17 protein-coding genes and 1 riboswitch are annotated in these 18714 nt (G+C 56.1%); of the genes, 10 read left to right on the top strand and 7 right to left on the bottom strand.

Annotated elements, in window-relative coordinates; all coding sequences use genetic code 11:
* Positions 1–74: 74 nt before the first annotated feature.
* The 5 genes from rnd to ABLU86_RS04040 all read right to left on the bottom strand — a co-directional run bounded on the left by rnd (position 75) and on the right by ABLU86_RS04040 (position 6537).
* Entirely contained in the window at positions 75–1190 is a 1116-nt protein-coding gene (rnd, locus tag ABLU86_RS04060) for a ribonuclease D (RefSeq protein ID WP_162184108.1), read from the bottom strand.
* A gap of 81 nt (positions 1191–1271) precedes the next feature.
* Positions 1272–2957: a long-chain-fatty-acid--CoA ligase FadD gene (fadD, locus tag ABLU86_RS04055; RefSeq protein ID WP_015705923.1), complete on the bottom strand. Its 1686-nt coding sequence runs from the start codon at positions 2955–2957 to the stop codon at positions 1272–1274.
* 208 nt (positions 2958–3165) lie between these two features.
* Complete coding sequence (locus ABLU86_RS04050; protein ID WP_032714806.1) at positions 3166–3747, bottom strand: Slp family lipoprotein; 582 nt, start codon at positions 3745–3747, stop codon at positions 3166–3168.
* 38 nt (positions 3748–3785) lie between these two features.
* Positions 3786–4481 (bottom strand): tRNA (adenosine(37)-N6)-threonylcarbamoyltransferase complex dimerization subunit type 1 TsaB, encoded by a 696-nt coding sequence (gene tsaB, locus ABLU86_RS04045; RefSeq protein WP_015705925.1) that lies wholly within the window; start codon positions 4479–4481, stop codon positions 3786–3788.
* A gap of 145 nt (positions 4482–4626) precedes the next feature.
* Positions 4627–6537, bottom strand: coding sequence for an ATP-dependent DNA helicase (locus tag ABLU86_RS04040; protein ID WP_015705926.1), 1911 nt, complete (start codon positions 6535–6537; stop codon positions 4627–4629).
* 131 nt (positions 6538–6668) lie between these two features.
* On the opposite strand from ABLU86_RS04040, the gene ABLU86_RS04035 reads away from it, so the two are divergent.
* Positions 6669–7013 (top strand): RidA family protein, encoded by a 345-nt coding sequence (locus ABLU86_RS04035; RefSeq protein WP_015366047.1) that lies wholly within the window; start codon positions 6669–6671, stop codon positions 7011–7013.
* Here ABLU86_RS04035 and ABLU86_RS04030 read toward each other — a convergent pair whose 3' ends face one another.
* Positions 7014–7199, bottom strand: a complete 186-nt coding sequence (locus ABLU86_RS04030; RefSeq protein WP_015366046.1) for a YoaH family protein — start codon at positions 7197–7199, stop codon at positions 7014–7016.
* An 85-nt stretch (positions 7200–7284) separates the two neighbouring features.
* Here ABLU86_RS04030 and pabB point away from each other — a divergent pair, with 85 nt between their 5' ends.
* The 4 genes from pabB (at position 7285) to ABLU86_RS04010 (ending at position 12476) form a co-directional block, all read left to right on the top strand.
* Positions 7285–8640 (top strand): aminodeoxychorismate synthase component 1, encoded by a 1356-nt coding sequence (gene pabB / locus ABLU86_RS04025; RefSeq protein WP_086557469.1) that lies wholly within the window; start codon positions 7285–7287, stop codon positions 8638–8640.
* 3 nt (positions 8641–8643) lie between these two features.
* Positions 8644–9222 carry a CoA pyrophosphatase gene (locus ABLU86_RS04020; protein WP_045387499.1) on the top strand — a complete coding sequence of 193 codons (579 nt, stop codon included), beginning with the start codon at positions 8644–8646 and terminating at the stop codon, positions 9220–9222.
* Positions 9223–9385: 163 nt separating this feature from the next.
* Positions 9386–10750, top strand: a complete 1365-nt coding sequence (gene sdaA / locus ABLU86_RS04015; RefSeq protein ID WP_015705929.1) for an L-serine ammonia-lyase — start codon at positions 9386–9388, stop codon at positions 10748–10750.
* A 130-nt stretch (positions 10751–10880) separates the two neighbouring features.
* Complete coding sequence (locus ABLU86_RS04010; protein WP_032714811.1) at positions 10881–12476, top strand: EAL domain-containing protein; 1596 nt, start codon at positions 10881–10883, stop codon at positions 12474–12476.
* Between the two features lie 16 nt (positions 12477–12492).
* On the opposite strand, the gene yoaE is transcribed toward ABLU86_RS04010, so the two are convergent.
* A complete protein-coding gene (gene yoaE, locus ABLU86_RS04005; RefSeq protein WP_015366041.1) occupies positions 12493–14052 on the bottom strand; it encodes a CNNM family cation transport protein YoaE in 1560 nt (519 codons plus the stop codon).
* A gap of 445 nt (positions 14053–14497) precedes the next feature.
* On the opposite strand from yoaE, the gene manX reads away from it, so the two are divergent.
* The 5 genes from manX (at position 14498) to mntP (ending at position 18714) form a co-directional block, all read left to right on the top strand.
* Positions 14498–15463 (top strand): PTS mannose transporter subunit IIAB, encoded by a 966-nt coding sequence (manX, locus tag ABLU86_RS04000; RefSeq protein ID WP_015366040.1) that lies wholly within the window; start codon positions 14498–14500, stop codon positions 15461–15463.
* A 55-nt stretch (positions 15464–15518) separates the two neighbouring features.
* Positions 15519–16319, top strand: coding sequence for a PTS mannose/fructose/sorbose transporter subunit IIC (locus tag ABLU86_RS03995; protein ID WP_015366039.1), 801 nt, complete (start codon positions 15519–15521; stop codon positions 16317–16319).
* A 12-nt stretch (positions 16320–16331) separates the two neighbouring features.
* The gene (locus ABLU86_RS03990; protein ID WP_015366038.1) at positions 16332–17183 is read left to right on the top strand and encodes a PTS mannose transporter subunit IID; all 852 of its coding nucleotides are present in this window, start codon (positions 16332–16334) and stop codon (positions 17181–17183) included.
* Positions 17184–17278: 95 nt separating this feature from the next.
* A complete protein-coding gene (locus ABLU86_RS03985) occupies positions 17279–17737 on the top strand; it encodes a DUF986 family protein (RefSeq protein WP_015366037.1) in 459 nt (152 codons plus the stop codon).
* A gap of 199 nt (positions 17738–17936) precedes the next feature.
* A riboswitch (yybP-ykoY riboswitch) is annotated at positions 17937–18085 on the top strand.
* 62 nt (positions 18086–18147) lie between these two features.
* A complete protein-coding gene (gene mntP / locus ABLU86_RS03980) occupies positions 18148–18714 on the top strand; it encodes a manganese efflux pump MntP (protein ID WP_015366036.1) in 567 nt (188 codons plus the stop codon).

Here is an 18714-nt window from a genome sequence, read left to right as displayed (position 1 = left end):
TCTCGCCGTAGCATTAAAAAAAACCGGCCACGCAACGCGCGGCCGGTTTTTTATGGCCTGAATGACACCAGGCGCTAGCGAGGATAGTCGTTGAGCAGCGCGTTCAGACGCTCGGCCATCAATTCACCGCGCCAGCCGGAAACCAGCTCCGGCTCGCCGTTTTTGGTTTTCAGCTGCCAGTGCCAGTTCAGCAGTTGGTTGATCTGGCGGCGAGACGCCAGTAGTTCGGCGCTCACGCCCTTCTCGGCGCTCACTTCCTGTACCAGCGCTTTAATATCTTTAAAGGCTTTGCGGTATCCCGGCATATCGATCAGGTTTTGCAATGGCTCAGGCAGCGCAGATTCCGGCAAGGCCTGCGCTTTCTCAACCAGGCTAATCAACGTTTTGCCGTGGAAGCGAATTTCGCTACCGGATAAACCCAGACTATCAAGCTCACCGAGGCTGGTCGGCATATAGCGCGCCACGCTCCACAGATGCTCTTCGCGTACCACAAAGTTCACCGCCAGGTTACGCTCGCGCGCTTTGCGCAGACGCCACTCCGCCAGCAACTGCAGGCAGCCCAGCTGACGTGTACGCAGTTGCCAGGCATTGCCGATTTCCCGCCACGCCTCCGCCGGGTCAAGGACTTCCTGACGGCGCTGCTGCATCAGGTGGCACTCGTTCAACGCTGCCGGCAGCCAGCCCGCATGGTCGGTTTCCGCCATTAATTTGCTGGCGATCGGCAACAGATACCAGACATCGGCGGCCGCGTATTCGCACTGACGCTCGGTCAACGGTCGGGCCAGCCAATCGGTACGTGATTCGCTTTTGTCCAGCGCGACGCCGGAATACTCTTCAACCATTGAAGCAAAGCCCCACGACATCGGGCGCCCGCAGAAAGCGGCCAGAATCTGGGTGTCGATCAGCGGCTGCGGCATCAGGTTGAACGCGTTGAGGAAGACTTCTAAATCTTCGCTGCCCGCATGCAGATATTTGGTGACATTTTGGTTAAGCAGCAGCTCGCGCATCGGCGCCCAGTCGTTGATGGTCAACGGATCGATCAGAGAAACCTGTTTGCCGTCGAACAGCTGCAGCAAACCAAGCTGCGGATAGTAGGTGCGGGTGCGAACAAACTCGGTATCCAGCGCAACCGCGGGCGCCGAACTTGCCGCTTCACAGATAGCGCGCAGGCCATCGTCGGTGGTGATCATCTGATAGTTCAAATCATACTCTCTTAACTTGCGCCCATAAAAAACGCCGGCTTAGCCGGCGCAGGGCGACTCACTCGTTGCTTAGCCTTTATTGTCTACTTTAGCACGGGCTTCGTCACGCAGTTCTCGTCGTAAAATTTTGCCGACGTTGGATTTCGGCAGTTCATCACGAAACTCCACCAGCTTCGGCACTTTGTAGCCGGTCAAATGGCGACGACAGAAAGTAATCAGCGCTTCTTCGGTTAACGCGGCATCTTTCTTCACCACAAAGATCTTCACCGCTTCACCGCTGCTGCCGGAGGGTACGCCGACGGCTGCCACTTCCTGTACGCCGGAGTGCTGCATCACAACATCTTCGATTTCATTCGGATAGACGTTAAAACCGGAAACCAGAATCATATCTTTTTTACGATCGACGATCCGCAGGAAGCCTTCATCATCCATCACCGCGATATCGCCGGTATGCAGCCAGCCATCTTTAATGATTTCATCGGTGGCATCCGGACGCTGCCAGTAGCCCAGCATCACCTGCGGCCCTTTGATGCAAAGCTCGCCCGGCTCACCCGGCGCGACTTCATTATCGTCATCATCGACCAGCTTGGCTTCGGTCGATGGCACCGGCAGGCCGATGCTGCCGCTGTGGTAGTCGATATCATGCGGGTTGACGCTCACCAGCGGCGAGCACTCCGTCAGGCCGTAGCCCTCCAGCAGATACTGACCCGTCAGTTTCACCCAGCGCTCCGCTACCACCTGCTGCACCGGCATGCCGCCGCCGGCGGAAAGATGCAGCGAAGAGAAATCAAGCTGCTGGAATTCTTTATTGTTCAATAGCGCGTTAAACAAGGTATTCACCCCGGTCATCGCGGTGAAGGGATATTTTGCCAGCTCTTTTACCAGACCCGGAATATCGCGCGGATTGGTAATCAGCAGGTTCTGCCCGCCAAGTTCGATAAACAGCAGGCAGTTCATGGTCAAAGCGAAGATGTGATAGAGCGGCAGCGCGGTCACCACCAGCTCTTTACCGCGGTGCAGTAGCGGACCGTAGGTCGCATTCACCTGTTCGAGGTTAGCCAGCATATTGCGGTGGGTCAGCATCGCCCCTTTCGCCACGCCGGTGGTACCGCCGGTGTACTGCAGGAAAGCCAGATCGTCCGCGACGATTTCCGGCTTCACGTACTGCATACGGTAGCCATGCTGCAGGGCGCTACGAAATGAAATGGCGTCCGGTAGATGATATTTCGGCACCAGCCGCTTAATGTACTTCACCACAAAGTTGACTAACGTCCCTTTGGCGGTGGAGAGCTGGTCGCCCATCCGCGTCAGGATGACGTGTTTTACCTGGGTTTTATCAACGACTTTCTCCAGGGTATGTGCGAAGTTGGAAACGATCACAATCGCCGCCGCGCCGCTGTCATTGAGCTGGTGCTCCAGTTCGCGCGGGGTATACAGCGGGTTAACGTTGACGGCAATCATTCCGGCACGCAGGATCCCAAACAGCGCCACCGGGTATTGCAGCAGGTTAGGCATCATCAGCGCGACGCGATCGCCCTTCTGTAGCCCTAAACCTTGCTGGAGATAAGCGGCGAAAGCGCGGCTGCGCTCTTCCAGCTTGCGGTAGGTCATCACCTCGCCCATGTTGATAAATGCCGGCTGATCGGCATAACGGGTGGTGGCGTGTTCAAACAATTCAACCAGGGATTGATAGCGGTCAGGATTTATCTCCGCCGGAACATCGGCGGGATAACGGTTTAGCCAAACCTTTTTCACTGCTTCACCTCTGAAATAGTTATTCGTCGTCATCACAGCCCCTGATCAACAAACATTTTGTTAACATTATATTAACTCAGCGTACCAGTTTATTAATTAGGCGTTTTTCAGGTTGCGAAGCGCGTCACTATTTATTTTTCTTATGAGACTAAAAAACACGAAACAGCGGGCTAGCCGCTGTTTCTATTCCATTATAAAAACAACAAAATCATTCCGTTACGACATTTCTGACCTCGGCAGGGCCCGGGTTATACCAACCCCAACCGCCGTATCCGTAGCCCCAGGGGCGAGGGCCGAGCATCCACGGATCGATGGGCTGCGGCGGCATCACCACCTGCTGCACTACGTTCCAGCGCTTATAGCCGGTGGCGTTCATCAACATGAATTTATACGGCGTTGCGCCAACTTTACCGTCGACAACGCCGCTAATCGGCCCAACCACTGTGACCAACTGGCCACGGAAATCGACCGGGTCGAGGAAGCCGCTCACGTCGGCGAGGATACGGCCGCGCGAAGGTTCGCCCAGTTCCGGTCGTGCGCCGCTATCCAGCGGTACGGTGGCAATCTCTAAGCGGGTTTTCCCCTGCTGGTTCTGCACGTTGACAACCTTACCGCCAAAACGTGCTTCCTGGCCGATATACAGCTGCGGCGCGTTCATCACCCGCACTAAATCCTGCTGCGGCGTAGGGCTGGTGCCTTTAATAGCATCCGGCACCGATACGCAGCCGCTTAGCGCAACGACAACCGCCGCGGCTAACAGCCAACGAACGCCCTGTTTTTGACCCGCCATAATGCGACTCCTTCTCTCAGTCTTCTCTCTACTGAGATTCACTCGCGGCCAGGAAGTTTCTTCCATGCCACTTCGTTTCGCAAATAAACGGGTTCCGCATGCTCAACGGCCACGGTTTTTCCCGCCGCCAGCAGCTGAATGGCCAGCGGCAGCATATCTTCTGCCGCCGGCAGTTCGACCTCGCCGCTGCTCAAGGTCAGCCCGCTCTCTTTCGCCAGATCCGGCCACGCCTGCCAGCCGGTGCCGACGGTAGCCCATTCGCCGGAAAGCCGCGCCAGGCGGTCGGCAACCGCAGCCGGTTTGAGGACCGCTTCTGTTTCTTCACCGTGCCAGACGCCATCTTCGTCGCGCTGATACTCGGCCCAGTAGACCTCGCCCATACGCGCGTCAATGGCCGCCAGCACACGAGTAGCGCCGGTTTTGCGCCACGCGCCCTGGGCCATCGTCGCCAGCGTAGAGACGCCGATCATTGGCAACTCAGCGCCCAGCGCCAGTCCTTGCGCAATACCGATACCAATACGTACGCCGGTAAAGCTGCCCGGACCGCGGCCAAAGGCCAGCGCGTCCAGTTCATTCAGCGTAGTGCCGCTTTCAGTGAGGACCTCCTGCACCAGAGGCAGGATACGTTGGGTGTGTTCGCGAGGACAAATTTCAAAATGGGCGCTCTGGGCGCCATCATTCCACAGCGCCGCGGAGCACGCCTCCGTGGCGGTATCGATAGCCAAAATTCGCATGGGTGGTCACGCTCTCGTTACATATTCCAGGCTTTAGGGCGGTAAATTCATCGACTGACGGACTCACCGCCGCCGCACCGCCCGAAATCCATTGGGGATAGCTGATTTACAAAATGGCGCGCAGCTTACCACATTTTGCGACGGATTACCTTGCCGGCGGTACAGCGAGAAAGCGCACTGCCCGGCGGATATCGCGGGTACGCGGCGCGGGTGGCAGGCTGGCCAGGAACACGGCGCCGTAAGGGCGCATCACCAGCCGGTTGTCACAGATAACCAGAACGCCGCGATCGTCAATATCGCGGATCAGGCGCCCGACGCCCTGTTTGAGGGTAATGACGGCATCCGGCAACTGCACTTCATCGAACGGGTCGCCGCCGCGCAGTCGACAGTCTTCCATTCGCGCTTTGAGCAGCGGATCGTCCGGTGAGGTAAAGGGCAGCTTATCGATAATAACCAGCGACAGCGCGTCGCCGCGCACGTCGACCCCTTCCCAGAAGCTGCTGGTCGCCACTAATAACGCATTGCCGGCACTAACAAACTGCTGCAGCAGTTGACCTTTACTGGTCTCCCCTTGCAGCAGTACCGGCAGCGTCATGGTAGCGCGGAACTGCTCCGCCAGGTCGCGCATCATGGCGTGCGAGGTACACAGCATAAAGCAGCGGCCGTCGTTAGCTTCGATCAGCGGTTTCAGCATTGCCGCCAGATGGCGCGCCGCGCCGGGCTGGTTCGGCAGCGGTAAATTGCGCGGTACGCAGAGCAGCGCCTGATGTTGATAATCAAACGGGCTTGGCAGCAACAGCGTCTGCGCGTCATCGATGCCGAGGCGGGCGGTAAAGTGGTGGAGATCGTCATTAACCGACAGCGTCGCCGAGGTAAAGATCCAGCTTCCTGACTTTTGCGCCATCACCTCTTTAAACTTCTCCGCGACGGTCAACGGCGTCAGGGCGAGGGTAAAATGCCGCGAGGTGCATTCATACCAGTAGCTATAGCCCGGCTGATTAATCTCTTTAAGCCGCTTCAGGCGGCCACGGTAGAGCGTCGCACGCTCAAAGGCGGCGTCGAGCAGCGCCGAGCGGCCAAGCGAGAGTTTGGCGACGTCATAACACAGTTCAAGCGCGTCATCGAGCAGCAGCAGCGCGCGCTGAATGTGGCTATCCGCCAGCAGTTCGCGAAGATTGCCGCGATAGCCCGGATCGCCCAACTGCAGACGGAAATCCTGCGCGCTTTGCGCCAGACGATCGGCGCATTTTTGCAGCTGTTGGGTATCTTTTAGTTCGGTACGGTAGGCAATGGTGATGTCTTTGGCCAAATCCAGTAGCTGGCGGCTGGAGAGCGACTGGCCAAAATACTGGCTGGCGATATCCGGCAGCTGATGGGCTTCATCGAAGATCATCACTTCCGCTTCGGGGATCAGTTCGGCAAAGCCGCTCTCTTTCACCACCATATCGGCCAGGAACAGGTGATGGTTGACCACCACCACGTCAGCATCCATCGCCTTCTTACGCGCTTTCACTACAAAGCAATCTTTATATAACGGGCAGTCGCTGCCGAGACAGTTATCGTTAGTGCTGGTCACCAGCGGCCAGGCCTGAGAATCTTCGGCGACGCTGGCGCAGGTGCTGATATCGCCATCCTGCGTCTGATTAGACCAGGAGCGCAGAAGAATTACGTCACTTAACGTTTGTACCGGCAGATCGCCGCCCGCCAGCGCCTGCTGTTCAAGGCGTTCAAGGCACAGGTAGTTTGAGCGCCCCTTTAACAGCGCCAGTTTGCCGGTGAATTTAAGTGCTTTAGCGACGGTCGGCAGGTCGCGGCTGTAGAGCTGATCCTGCAGCGCTTTCGAACCCGTGGAGATGATCACCTTTTTCTTCGCGCGCAGCGCGGGCGCCAGATAGGCGTAGGTTTTACCGGTGCCAGTCCCTGCTTCCACCACCAGCGGCCGGGAGGCGTCAATGGCTTCACTCACCGCTATCGCCATCTGGCGCTGCGGTTCGCGCGGCTTAAATCCCGGTATCGCCATGGCCAGCTGGCCGTCTGCTGCAAAATCGTCGATCACGTTGCCCCCTGGTTATTTGGACAGTGATTATGTCAGGGAGGACGGCGTTTCGCCAGCCCGGGTAGTGACGCGGGCGGAACATTGTGGCAGTCTTGCCGCAGCCAAATGGATAGAACAAAGAGGAAAGATAAATGACAATTACGCGTATTGATGCCGAAGCCCGCTGGTCTGATGTGGTAATTCACAACCAGACCATCTACTACACTGGGGTGCCGGAAAATCTCGACGCCGACGCGTTTGAGCAGACTGCCAACACCCTGGCGCAAATTGACGCGGTGCTGGAAAAACAGGGCAGCAATAAGTCACGTATTCTTGATGCCACCATTTTCCTCGCCAATAAAGATGATTTTGCGGCGATGAATAAAGCCTGGGACGCCTGGGTAGTCGCCGGTCACGCGCCGGTGCGCTGCACCGTACAGGCGACCCTGATGAAGCCGCAGTATAAAGTTGAGATTAAAATCATCGCCGCGGCGTAATTACTCGTCTTCGTCGTCATCTTCGAAGCGCGCTACGATCCGGTCGCCGGTGTGCGTGGCGCGCAGTTCATCGGCCACCAGGGCGATTGCCTGGCCGCTGCTCATTCCCTGCGCCATCAATTCCTGAATACGTTCGACCGCTTTTTGCTGTTGCTCATGGCTCAGCGAAGGTAAACCTGCAAACATCACTCACTCCTGCTACATTGTGGGGCGTAATTATTTCACGCCGTCCGCCATTTCGCCAGTGGGCGGCACATTAGGATCGAGGTTAATGTTGTCCCCCGCTATTATCACCCTGCCCTGGCGCCCGGATGCCGCCGAACGCTATTTCGCGCCGTTAAGCGCCACGCCGTGGGCGATGCTGCTGCACTCCGGCTTCGCCGACCATCCGTATAGCCGTTTCGATATTATCGTCGCCGAACCGCGCGCGACGTTGGTTACCCGCGGCGAGCAAACCTGGGTCAACGACGATGAAGGCAAATTTGTCTCGCAGGACGATCCGCTGCAGCTACTGCAACAGCAGTTGGATCGCTGTCAGTTAACGCCGCAGGCCGATGATAACCTGCCGTTTCTCGGCGGCGCGCTGGGGCTATTCGGCTACGATCTTGGCCGCCGCTTTGAACGTCTTCCGACGCAAGCGCAGGCTGATATTGCCCTGCCGGAGATGGCGGTAGGCATTTATGACTGGGCGCTGATCGTCGATCATCAACGCCAGCAGGTGTCGCTGCTGAGCTATGACGATCCGCAACGGCGCCTGCAGTGGCTGGAATCGCAAACGCGCCAGCCGGCTGAAGCTTTCTCCCTGACCTCCTGCTGGCAATCGAATATGAGCCGCCAGCAGTACGGCGAAAAATTCCGCCAGGTACAGGCGTACCTGCGCAGCGGCGACTGTTATCAGGTCAACCTGGCGCAGCGTTTTCAGGCCCGCTACCGCGGCGATGAATGGCAGGCATTTCGTAAGCTTAATGCCGCCAACCGCGCGCCGTTCAGCGCCTTCATTCGCCTGCCGGAAGGGGCGATTTTAAGCCTGTCTCCGGAGCGTTTTATTCAACTGCATCAGGGTGACATCCAGACGCGCCCCATTAAAGGCACGCTGCCGCGACTCGATTCCCCGCAGGAAGACGCTCGCCAGGCGGCAACGCTTGCCCACTCGCCGAAAGACCGCGCCGAAAATTTAATGATTGTCGATCTGATGCGCAATGATATCGGCCGCGTCGCCGTGCCGGGCAGCGTTCGCGTACCGGAACTGTTTGTGGTCGAACCGTTCCCGGCGGTGCATCACCTGGTGAGCACCATCACCGCACGATTGCCTGCTACGCTTGATGCCAGCGATCTGCTGCGCGCGGCCTTCCCTGGCGGCTCCATTACCGGAGCGCCGAAAGTTCGCGCCATGGAGATTATCGATGAACTGGAACCGCAGCGACGCAACGCATGGTGCGGCAGCATTGGTTATCTCAGCCTGTGCGGCAATATGGATACCAGCATTACTATTCGTACGATCACCGCCTGGCAGGGCCAACTGTACTGCTCAGCGGGCGGCGGTATCGTGGCGGACAGCGAAGAAGCCGCGGAATATCAGGAAACTTTTGATAAAGTTAACCGTATCCTGCATCAACTGGAGAGCTAGAACATGGCGGCTAACGCCCTCGATCTGGACGACTTTCTATCCCGTTTTCAACTGCTGCGCCCGCAGCCCTCGCCGCAGGCGCTGAACCAGCGCCAGGCGGCGGTACTGGTGCCGATCGTCCGTCGGCCGCAGCCGGGACTGTTGCTGACCCAGCGTTCGCCGCTGCTGCGCAAGCACGCGGGCCAGGTCGCCTTCCCCGGCGGCGCAGTAGATAACACCGACGCTACATTGATTGCCGCCGCGCTGCGCGAGGCGCAGGAAGAAGTGGCGATCCCGCCGGAAGCCGTTGAAGTGATCGGCGTGCTGCCGCCTGTCGACAGCGTCACCGGCTTTCAGGTAACGCCGGTTGTTGGCATAATCCCCCCGGACCTGCACTATCATGCCAGTCAGGACGAGGTGTCTGCGGTGTTTGAAATGCCGCTGGAAGAGGCGCTGCGCCTGGGTCGTTACCACCCGCTGGACATCCATCGGCGCGGTAATTCACATCGCGTCTGGCTATCGTGGTACCAACATTATTTTGTCTGGGGAATGACCGCCGGCATTATTCGCGAGCTGGCGCTGCAAATCGGCACTCGCCCTTAGCTATAATAAGTAATGAGAAGCCGCTCTCACTATTAGTAAAACCAAGGTTATCCATTAGTTTAATTCATGTGAATAGTTAAGCTGACAACCCGGTTCCCTCTTACACTATGCGCAGTTATTACATCGTTACCGCAACCGCGGTAACCCTGTCAGGAGTGTTATCGTGATTAGTATATTCGACATGTTCAAGGTGGGGATTGGTCCCTCATCTTCCCATACTGTAGGGCCGATGAAGGCCGGTAAACAGTTCGTCGATGACCTGGTCGAAAAGGGATTGCTTAATGAAGTGACGCGCGTCGCCGTTGACGTCTATGGGTCGCTTTCATTAACCGGCAAAGGCCACCACACGGACATCGCCATTATCATGGGACTGGCGGGCAATCTGCCTGCGACGGTCGATATTGACGCGATCCCGGCATTTATCCGCGACGTAGAAACCCGCGGCCGTCTGCTGCTGGCAAACGGGCAACACGAAGTCGACTTCCCGGCGGATGACGGCATGCGTTTTCGTAGCGACAACCTGCCGCTGCACGAAAACGGCATGACTATCCATGCGTGGGCCGGCGAGAAAGAAATCTACAGCAAGACTTACTATTCAATCGGCGGCGGTTTTATCGTCGACGAAGAGCATTTCGGCAAAGAAGACGCGAGCGAACTGCAGGTTCCGTATCCGTTTAAATCGGCACAGGAAATGCTGGGCTACTGCAAAGAAACCGGTCTGTCGCTCTCCGGCATGGTGATGCAAAACGAACTGGCGCTGCACAGCAAGCAAGAGATCGAGGCCTATTTTGAAAACGTCTGGCAAACCATGCGCGCCTGTATCGATCGCGGCATGAACACCGAAGGTGTGCTGCCGGGGCCGCTGCGCGTGCCGCGTCGCGCTTCAGCGCTGCGTCGTCTGCTGGTCGCCAGCGATAAGCTGTCTAACGACCCGATGAATGTTGTCGACTGGGTGAACATGTTCGCGCTGGCGGTCAACGAAGAGAACGCCGCCGGCGGCCGCGTTGTTACCGCGCCGACCAACGGCGCCTGTGGTATCGTTCCGGCAGTGCTCGCCTACTACGATCACTTTATCGAGTCCGTCAGCCCGGATATCTATATTCGCTACTTTATGGCGTCCGGCGCGATTGGCGCGCTGTACAAGATGAACGCGTCCATTTCCGGCGCGGAAGTCGGCTGTCAGGGCGAAGTCGGCGTCGCCTGTTCAATGGCGGCGGCGGGCCTGGCTGAACTGCTTGGCGCCAGCCCGGAGCAGGTTTGCGTGGCGGCGGAAATCGGCATGGAACATAACCTCGGCCTGACCTGCGACCCGGTCGCCGGCCAGGTTCAGGTGCCGTGCATCGAGCGAAACGCTATCGCCTCCGTGAAGGCGATTAACGCCGCGCGTATGGCGATGCGCCGCACCAGTGAACCGCGCGTCTCTCTCGATAAAGTTATCGAGACCATGTACGAAACGGGTAAAGACATGAACGCCAAATATCGCGAAACCTCTCGCGGCGGCCTGGCGATCAAAGTCCAGTGTGACTAAAACACGTCTGTGAAATGCGCCCTTTCCGGGCGCATTTTTCTTTTTCTCCCACCAACTTATCTTACCCACTACACTTGCTTTAAGCCGGCTGTTACTCTTATTCCTCTATTTAGCCGACAGGGCGCCTCGCATGCAAAATGCACAGAAGGTCATTTCGACATACCGCCGCAAGCGCATTCTGGTGTGCCTGGCCGTTGCATTTCTGACGCTTGCCGTCACCCTGACAATCCGATTTATTTCACAGCGTAGCCAAAATCAACAGCGCATCCAGACGGTGACCCGCAATATGGTGATCGCGATGGACAATATCCTGCAGCCGCTGGCGGCAAAACACGCTACCCTGCTGAGTATGGTGGGCAAACCCTGTCAGGATGTGCATCTTGAGCTGCGTAAAACCGCGGCCACACTGCAGACCGTACGCTCAATCATCCTTGTTCAATCCGGGATGGCCTACTGCTCCAGCATTTTTGGCCCGCGCCATGTGGCCATTCATCAGCTGCAGCCAACGTTGCCGGCAGTCAACCCGCTGTTGGCCTTTTCAACCGATAACTCGCTGCTCAAAGGCACACCGGTACTGATTCAGTGGTATCCCTCCTCCGTAAGCGGCGCCGACGGCGCGTTGTTAATTATCAATATTGAGCTGCTTGGCGAATTGATTCTCAAAGAAAAATCATCGTTGATAAGCGACATCAGCCTCACGGTAGGCAACAAGAGTTTTCTCAGCGATGTTGGCGTCGTTGCAAGCGATCGGTTGCCGGGTCTGCCGATAATTTACCGGCAAAGCTCCAGCCAGTTTCCCTTTACCATCAACATCAGCGGCCCGGGAGCCTCCGCGGTAGCCTTAGAAGAGCTGCCCGCCGAATTACCGCTGGCGCTGATGTTCAGCCTGTTGATGACCGGTATCGCCTGGTTGACGACCGCAGGACGAATGACTTTCTCGCGCGAAATAACCCTGGGCATCGCCGCCCATGAATTCGAGCTGTGGTGCCAGCCGCTGCAGGATTTACGTACTCAGGAGTGTTGTGGCGTGGAAATATTGCTGCGCTGGAACAATCCGCGCCGCGGAAATATCTCGCCGGATGTTTTTATCCCAATTGCTGAAGGCTACAACCTGATAGTCCCCCTCACCCGCTACGTCATCGCTGAAACCGCCCGCCGGCTGCATTATTTCCCGCAGGATGCCAATTTTCATATTGGTATTAACGTGGCGGCGCGTCATTTCAGCAACGGCGAGCTGCTGCGCGATCTGCACACCTATTGGTTCAGCGCTCATCCGGTACAGCAGTTGGTGGTCGAGCTGACCGAACGTGATGTCCTGCGTGAAGGCGATCATCACATGGCGGAGCACCTGCATTTTAAAGGCGTCCAGCTTGCCATTGATGACTTTGGCACCGGTAATAGTTCGCTATCCTGGCTGGAAAAACTTCGCCCGGATGTACTGAAAATTGATAAATCTTATACCGGCGCCATTGGCATTGATGGGGTCAACGCGACGGTGACCGATATGATTATCGCCCTGGCGCACCGGCTCAAAATCGTCACCATTGCCGAAGGCGTCGAAACTCAGGAACAGAAGATTTACATGCGTAGCCACGGCGTGGATTTACTACAGGGATATTATTATGCCCGCCCGTTGCCGGTGGAGGATTTTCCGCGCTGGCTGGCGGAAGAGAAGCACCGTCTGGCGGCGACTGGGGGTAAAAAACAACCCGCCGGGCAAGTTTAGCCCGGCGGGTTCGGCATTACTCTTCTTCGTCGTTATCGTGGACGGTTTTAATGACCCGTACCAGATCGACGCGATAATCATTGGCTTCAACGATGGTGAACTGCAGCGGCGGCAGTTCGACAACATCGCCTATCCGCGGGATATGACCGTTCGCGGAGATAACCAGCCCGGCAACGGTCGCGATATCATCGTCTTCGTTGACCAGGTCGTCCAGCCCCAGCGCCTGCTGCAGCGCATGAAGGTCGGTTGACCCTTTGATTAGCCAACCCTCGCCATCCAGCACAATTTCCGGCGTTTCGTCGGCGTCCGGGAACTCACCAGCGATGGCTTCCAGGACGTCCAGCGGCGTCACCAGACCCTGCACCACGCCAAATTCGTTGGTGACGATGACAAAACTGCCGCGCGCCCGGCGCAGCACGCCCAGCAGATTGATCGGATCCAGCGTTTCCGGCACCACAATCGCCGGGGAAGCGGATGCCATCGCGGCAACGTTCTCGCCCGCCTCCAGCGCCACCAGCATCTCTTTGGCGCGTACAATACCGATGATTTCATCAAGTTCGCCGCGGCAAACCGGGAACATGCTGTGCGGGGAAGAAAGCAGCTGGCGACGAATTTCGTCTTCGCTCTGCTCAGCATCCACCCAGCTAATTTCGCCTCGCGGAGTCATGATACTGCGCAATGAGCGCTGCGCCAGGGTCAGCACGCCGTTAATCATATAGCGTTCTTCTTCAGCAAACGCCCCTTCCGGCACCGGCACTGCCGCCGGGCTATCGCTATCGTGCGCCACGGTCGCCTGTTTGCGACCGCCCATCAAGCGCAGAATCGCATCAGCGGTACGCGCGCGCAGCGGCAACGTCGACTGGTGGCGGATAAAGTTACGCCGCGCCACCTGGTTAAAGAATTCAATGGTAATCGAGAAGCCAATCGCCGCGTACAGGTAACCCTTCGGAATATGGAAGCCAAAGCCTTCTGCCACCAGACTCAGACCAATCATCAGCAGGAAGCTCAGACACAGCACGACAACCGTCGGATGTTGGTTCACGAAGCGGGTTAACGGCTTCGAGGCCAGCAGCATCAGGATCATCGCAATAACGACCGCAGCCATCATCACCGGTAAATGGTTTACCATGCCGACGGCGGTAATCACCGCATCAAGCGAGAAGACGGCATCCAGCACCACAATTTGTAGCACGACGACCCAGAAGCTGGCATAGCCTTTGCCGTGACCGGCATCATGCTGGCGGTTTTCCAGTCGTTCATGAAGCTCTGTCGTCGCCTTGAATAGCAGGAAGATACCGCCGACCAGCATGATCAGATCGCGCCCGGAGAACGAAAAATCGCCTATGCTTATCAAAGGCTTGGTCAACGTGACCATCCACGAGATAACCGAGAGCAGCCCCAGGCGCATAATCAGCGCCAGCGACAGGCCGATGATACGTGCCTTATCACGCTGTTTTGGCGGCAGTTTATCGGCAAGGATGGCAATAAAGACCAGGTTATCGATACCCAGAACAATTTCGAGGACTACCAGCGTCAGCAGGCCAGCCCAGATGGTGGGATCCATTAAGAATTCCATGAGCGGCTCCTGTTAACGACAGCGGTAGTCATCGCGATGTCATGCACCGGCGAAACAATGGTTGCTGGTAAAAAAGCGTGTGTGGTTGAGGCGGCAGACGAGTGCCTGAGGGTGAAAAGACGTCGATGACGGTCCATACGGCGGGCTATGCCCTATACTCCTGAGTAATTAAACGGAAGCTAAACATAGCAAAATATAGCGCAGAATTGGCAAAAATTTACCTGTCTTTGCAATAGCTAAGGCTATTTTTTGCGCTGCGAAATTATTGATTATTGAAGCGTAATTTACGGAGCTCCATCACATTAATTATTTTTTCACTATCTAAAATAATTCCCGGTAGTAATTAATTTAGATCTTACACCCTTACTGAATCGATTTTTCCACAAGAGTGATTCAGGATGTATCAGACCAGATGATGCATTCACCATAATAACGGAGGTAGCAAGTGACGATTGCTATTGTAATAGGCACACATGGTTGGGCTGCAGAACAACTGCTGAAAACCGCAGAAATGCTGTTGGGCGAGCAGGAAAACGTTGGCTGGATCGATTTCGTTCCTGGCGAAAATGCCGAAACGCTGATCGAAAAGTACAATGCACAGCTGGCAAAACTGGATACCACAAAAGGCGTGCTGTTCCTCGTTGATACGTGGGGCGGTAGTCCATTTAACGCGGCAAGCCGCATTGTTGTTGATAAAGAAAACTATGAAGTGATCGCTGGCGTCAACGTCCCGATGCTGGTTGAAACCTTCATGGCCCGCGATGACGATCCGTCGTTTGATGAGCTGGTGGCGCTGGCGGTGGAAACCGGTAGCGAAGGCGTGAAAGCGCTGAAAGCCAAACCGGTTGAAAAAGCGGCGCCGGTTCAGGCTGCCGCGCCGAAAGCGGCAACGCCCGCTAAACCGATGGGTCCAAATGATTACATGGTGATTGGCCTGGCGCGTATCGATGACCGTCTTATCCACGGCCAGGTTGCGACCCGCTGGACCAAAGAGACCAACGTCACCCGCATTATCGTGGTCAGCGATGAAGTTGCCGCCGACACGGTGCGCAAGACGCTGCTGACCCAGGTGGCTCCTCCGGGCGTGACCGCTCACGTTGTTGATGTCGCGAAGATGATTCGCGTCTATAACAACCCGAAATACGCCGGCGAGCGCGTCATGCTGCTGTTCACTAACCCAACGGACGTTGAACGTATTGTTGAAGGCGGCGTGAAAATTACCAGCGTCAACATCGGCGGTATGGCTTTCCGCCAGGGTAAAACGCAGGTCAATAACGCTATTTCGGTCGATGCGACAGATATCGAAGCATTCAAGAAGTTGAATGCCCGCGGTATTGAACTGGAAGCGCGTAAAGTTTCCACCGACCAGAAACTGAAAATGATGGATTTGATCGCCAAGGTGGGTAATTAACCCGGCGCTCGCGAGCCAACCTTCACTTTAAGACTTAATCAACAGGAGAAGTACAATGGAGATTACCCTTCTTCAGATTGTGCTGGTGTTCATCGTCGCGTGTATTGCGGGTATGGAGTCGGTACTTGATGAATTTCAGTTCCACCGTCCTCTGGTCGCCTGTACGTTAATTGGCGCCGTTCTCGGTGACATGAAAACCGGTATCATCATCGGCGGTACGCTGGAAATGATCGCTCTGGGCTGGATGAACATCGGTGCGGCAGTTGCGCCTGATGCCGCGCTGGCATCCATTATTTCTACCGTACTGGTTATCGCCGGTCACCAAAGCATTGGCGCCGGTATCGCTCTGGCTATCCCGCTGGCGGCGGCAGGCCAGGTTCTGACCATTATCGTTCGTACCATCACCGTTGCCTTCCAGCACGCGGCGGATAAAGCCGCTGAAAACGGTAACCTGACGGCCATCTCCTGGCTGCACGTTTCCTCGCTGTTCCTGCAGGCAATGCGTATCGCCATCCCGGCGGTTATCGTAGCCATCTCTGTCGGTACCAGCGAAGTTCAGGGTCTGCTGAATGCCATTCCGGAAGTCGTGACTGGCGGTCTGAATATCGCGGGCGGCATGATCGTCGTCGTCGGTTACGCGATGGTCATCAACATGATGCGCGCGGGCTATCTGATGCCGTTCTTCTATCTCGGTTTCGTCACCGCGGCCTTCACCAATTTCAACCTGGTTGCGCTGGGTGTGATTGGTGCAGTTATGGCCATTCTCTACATTCAGCTGAGCCCGAAATATAACCGCGTAGCGGGTGCCCCGGCTCAGGCGGCTGGTAACAACGATCTCGATAACGAACTGGACTAACAGGTGAGCGAAATGGTTGATATGACTAAAAATACCACCGAGAAAAAACTCACTCAGAGTGATATTCGTGGCGTGTTCATTCGTTCTAACCTGTTCCAGGGTTCATGGAACTTCGAACGTATGCAGGCGCTGGGCTTCTGCTTCTCTATGGTTCCGGCAATCCGTCGCCTGTACCCGGAGAACAACGATGCGCGTAAGCAGGCTATTAAGCGTCACCTTGAGTTCTTCAACACCCATCCGTACGTCGCGGCGCCGGTACTCGGCGTAACGCTGGCGATGGAAGAGCAGCGTGCTAACGGCGCGGAAATCGACGATGGCGCAATCAACGGTATCAAAGTCGGTTTGATGGGGCCGCTGGCAGGTGTCGGCGACCCGATCTTCTGGGGTACCGTGCGTCCGGTATTCGCCGCGCTCGGCGCCGGTATCGCGATGAGCGGTAGCCTGCTTGGTCCGCTACTGTTCTTCATCCTGTTCAATGCCGTGCGTCTGCTGACCCGCTACTACGGCGTAGCATACGGCTATCGTAAAGGCGTGGACATCGTTAAGGATATGGGCGGCGGCTTCCTGCAGAAACTGACCGAGGGGGCGTCAATCCTCGGCCTGTTTGTCATGGGGGCCCTGGTTAACAAATGGACGCACGTTAATATCCCGCTGGTGGTTTCCACGATCACCGGTCAGGATGGCCAGACTCGCGTGACCACCGTGCAGACCATCCTTGACCAGCTGATGCCGGGACTGGTGCCGCTGCTGCTGACCTTCGCCTGTATGTGGCTGCTGCGTAAGAAAGTCAACCCGCTGTGGATCATCGTTGGCTTCTTCGTCATCGGTATCGCCGGCTACGCGGTCGGCCTGCTGGGTCAATAATCATCACGTTGTAGGCCGGGGACAGCTTTGTCCCCGGCTTTTTTTTAGCGTTAAAACGTGTACCTGTATGCAGGTCCACGCTGGCTGGAGGATCAATGGCAATCACGGAGCTGGTGCTCATTCTGTTTATCGTCGCCCTGGTGGCTTTCGCTATCTACGACCAATTTATCATGCCGCGCCGCAATGGCCCCACCCTGCTGTCAATCCCCCTGCTGCGTCGTGGACGCGTCGACGGGATGATTTTCGTCGGCCTGACGGCGATTCTCATTTACAACAATATTGCCAGCCATGGCGAAATAATCACCACATGGTTATTATCTGCGCTGGCATTAATGGGGTTATATCTGTTCTGGATCCGTACGCCGCGAATTCTGTTTAAAAAGAGCGGTTTTTTCTTTGCCAACGTGTGGATTGAATATCCGCGGATTAAAGCGATGAATTTGTCGGAAGATGGCGTACTGGTGATGCAATTAGAGCAGCGGCGCCTGCTTATTCGCGTACGAAATATCGACGATCTGGAAAAAATATACAAACTACTCGTTACCAGTCAATAGGTTACAGATATAGCCTGTGCTATATTCCCGCCTTTCATTACTGTGGGAATATATAGCCATGGCTATATTTACCCGCCTCACCTCGTTATATTATTTAACCAATCCTTCACTTAAGATTTTAAATGAAAATCGTTATCATTTATTGTGGCTAATATTATTTTTCTGTGATTGTTTTACCTTCTCAAAATATGTTAAGGTTGCGCCCGTCGTTGGGGAGTAGCCGATTTTCCGCAGGTGGAAAATGTACGTGTCAACATACTCGTTGCAAAACGTGGCACGTACGGGTTGAGCGGTCGTTCAGTCAGGCGAGACCATAGATACATCACTGCTGTACGTTATGCTCAGGCTCCGCGTATATTTACTGGGGGCAGCGATGTGTCATATGGATATTCCCCGGTCAGGACACGCTCATGAATATTTCTGCCACTATCCTTCTTGCCTTTGGTATGTCGATGGACGCGTTTGCCGCTTCTATCGGTAAAGGCGCCACCCTGCATAAACCTAAATTTTCTGAAGCGCTGCGCACCGGTCTTATATTCGGCGCGATCGAAACCCTGACGCCGCTGGTCGGCTGGGGGCTGGGCATGTTGGCCAGCCAGTTTGTACTGGAATGGAACCACTGGATCGCGTTCGTGCTGCTGGTGTTTCTCGGCGGGCGTATGGTGATTGAAGGTTTTCGCGGCGGCGATGACGATGAATGTGAAGCGCCGCGTCGCCACGGCTTCTGGTTGCTGGTGACTACCGCATTCGCTACCAGTCTTGACGCGATGGCCGTTGGCGTGGGGCTTGCTTTCCTGCAGGTCAATATTATCGCCACCGCGCTGGCTATCGGCTGCGCCACCTTTACCATGTCAACGCTAGGAATTATGGTTGGCCGCTTTATCGGCCCGCTGCTCGGCAAACGGGCCGAAATTCTCGGCGGTATCGTGCTAATCGGTATCGGCGCGCAGATTCTGTGGGGCCATTTCGCGCCGTAG

It is taken from the genome of Klebsiella sp. JN_Kp121 (assembly GCF_040062145.1).
In the GTDB taxonomy this organism is placed as follows: domain Bacteria; phylum Pseudomonadota; class Gammaproteobacteria; order Enterobacterales; family Enterobacteriaceae; genus Klebsiella; species Klebsiella aerogenes.
The sequence above is the reverse complement of the archived record's forward strand: the minus strand, read 5'-3'. Positions and strand labels throughout refer to the sequence as shown.

Bases quoted from the DNA above. Each gene is read 5' to 3' on its own strand.
- mntP (WP_015366036.1), top strand. From the start codon at position 18,148: ATGAATATTTCTGCCACTATCCTTCTTGCCTTTGGTATGTCGATGGAC.
- ABLU86_RS03995 (WP_015366039.1), top strand. From the start codon at position 15,519: ATGGAGATTACCCTTCTTCAGATTGTGCTGGTGTTCATCGTCGCGTGT.
- tsaB (WP_015705925.1), bottom strand. From the start codon at position 4,481: ATGCGAATTTTGGCTATCGATACCGCCACGGAGGCGTGCTCCGCGGCG.
- rnd (WP_162184108.1), bottom strand. From the start codon at position 1,190: ATGATCACCACCGACGATGGCCTGCGCGCTATCTGTGAAGCGGCAAGT.
- ABLU86_RS03990 (WP_015366038.1), top strand. From the start codon at position 16,332: ATGGTTGATATGACTAAAAATACCACCGAGAAAAAACTCACTCAGAGT.
- pabB (WP_086557469.1), top strand. From the start codon at position 7,285: ATGTTGTCCCCCGCTATTATCACCCTGCCCTGGCGCCCGGATGCCGCC.
- ABLU86_RS04030 (WP_015366046.1), bottom strand. From the start codon at position 7,199: ATGTTTGCAGGTTTACCTTCGCTGAGCCATGAGCAACAGCAAAAAGCG.
- ABLU86_RS04020 (WP_045387499.1), top strand. From the start codon at position 8,644: ATGGCGGCTAACGCCCTCGATCTGGACGACTTTCTATCCCGTTTTCAA.
- ABLU86_RS03985 (WP_015366037.1), top strand. From the start codon at position 17,279: ATGGCAATCACGGAGCTGGTGCTCATTCTGTTTATCGTCGCCCTGGTG.
- ABLU86_RS04050 (WP_032714806.1), bottom strand. From the start codon at position 3,747: ATGGCGGGTCAAAAACAGGGCGTTCGTTGGCTGTTAGCCGCGGCGGTT.
- ABLU86_RS04010 (WP_032714811.1), top strand. From the start codon at position 10,881: ATGCAAAATGCACAGAAGGTCATTTCGACATACCGCCGCAAGCGCATT.
- ABLU86_RS04035 (WP_015366047.1), top strand. From the start codon at position 6,669: ATGACAATTACGCGTATTGATGCCGAAGCCCGCTGGTCTGATGTGGTA.
- yoaE (WP_015366041.1), bottom strand. From the start codon at position 14,052: ATGGAATTCTTAATGGATCCCACCATCTGGGCTGGCCTGCTGACGCTG.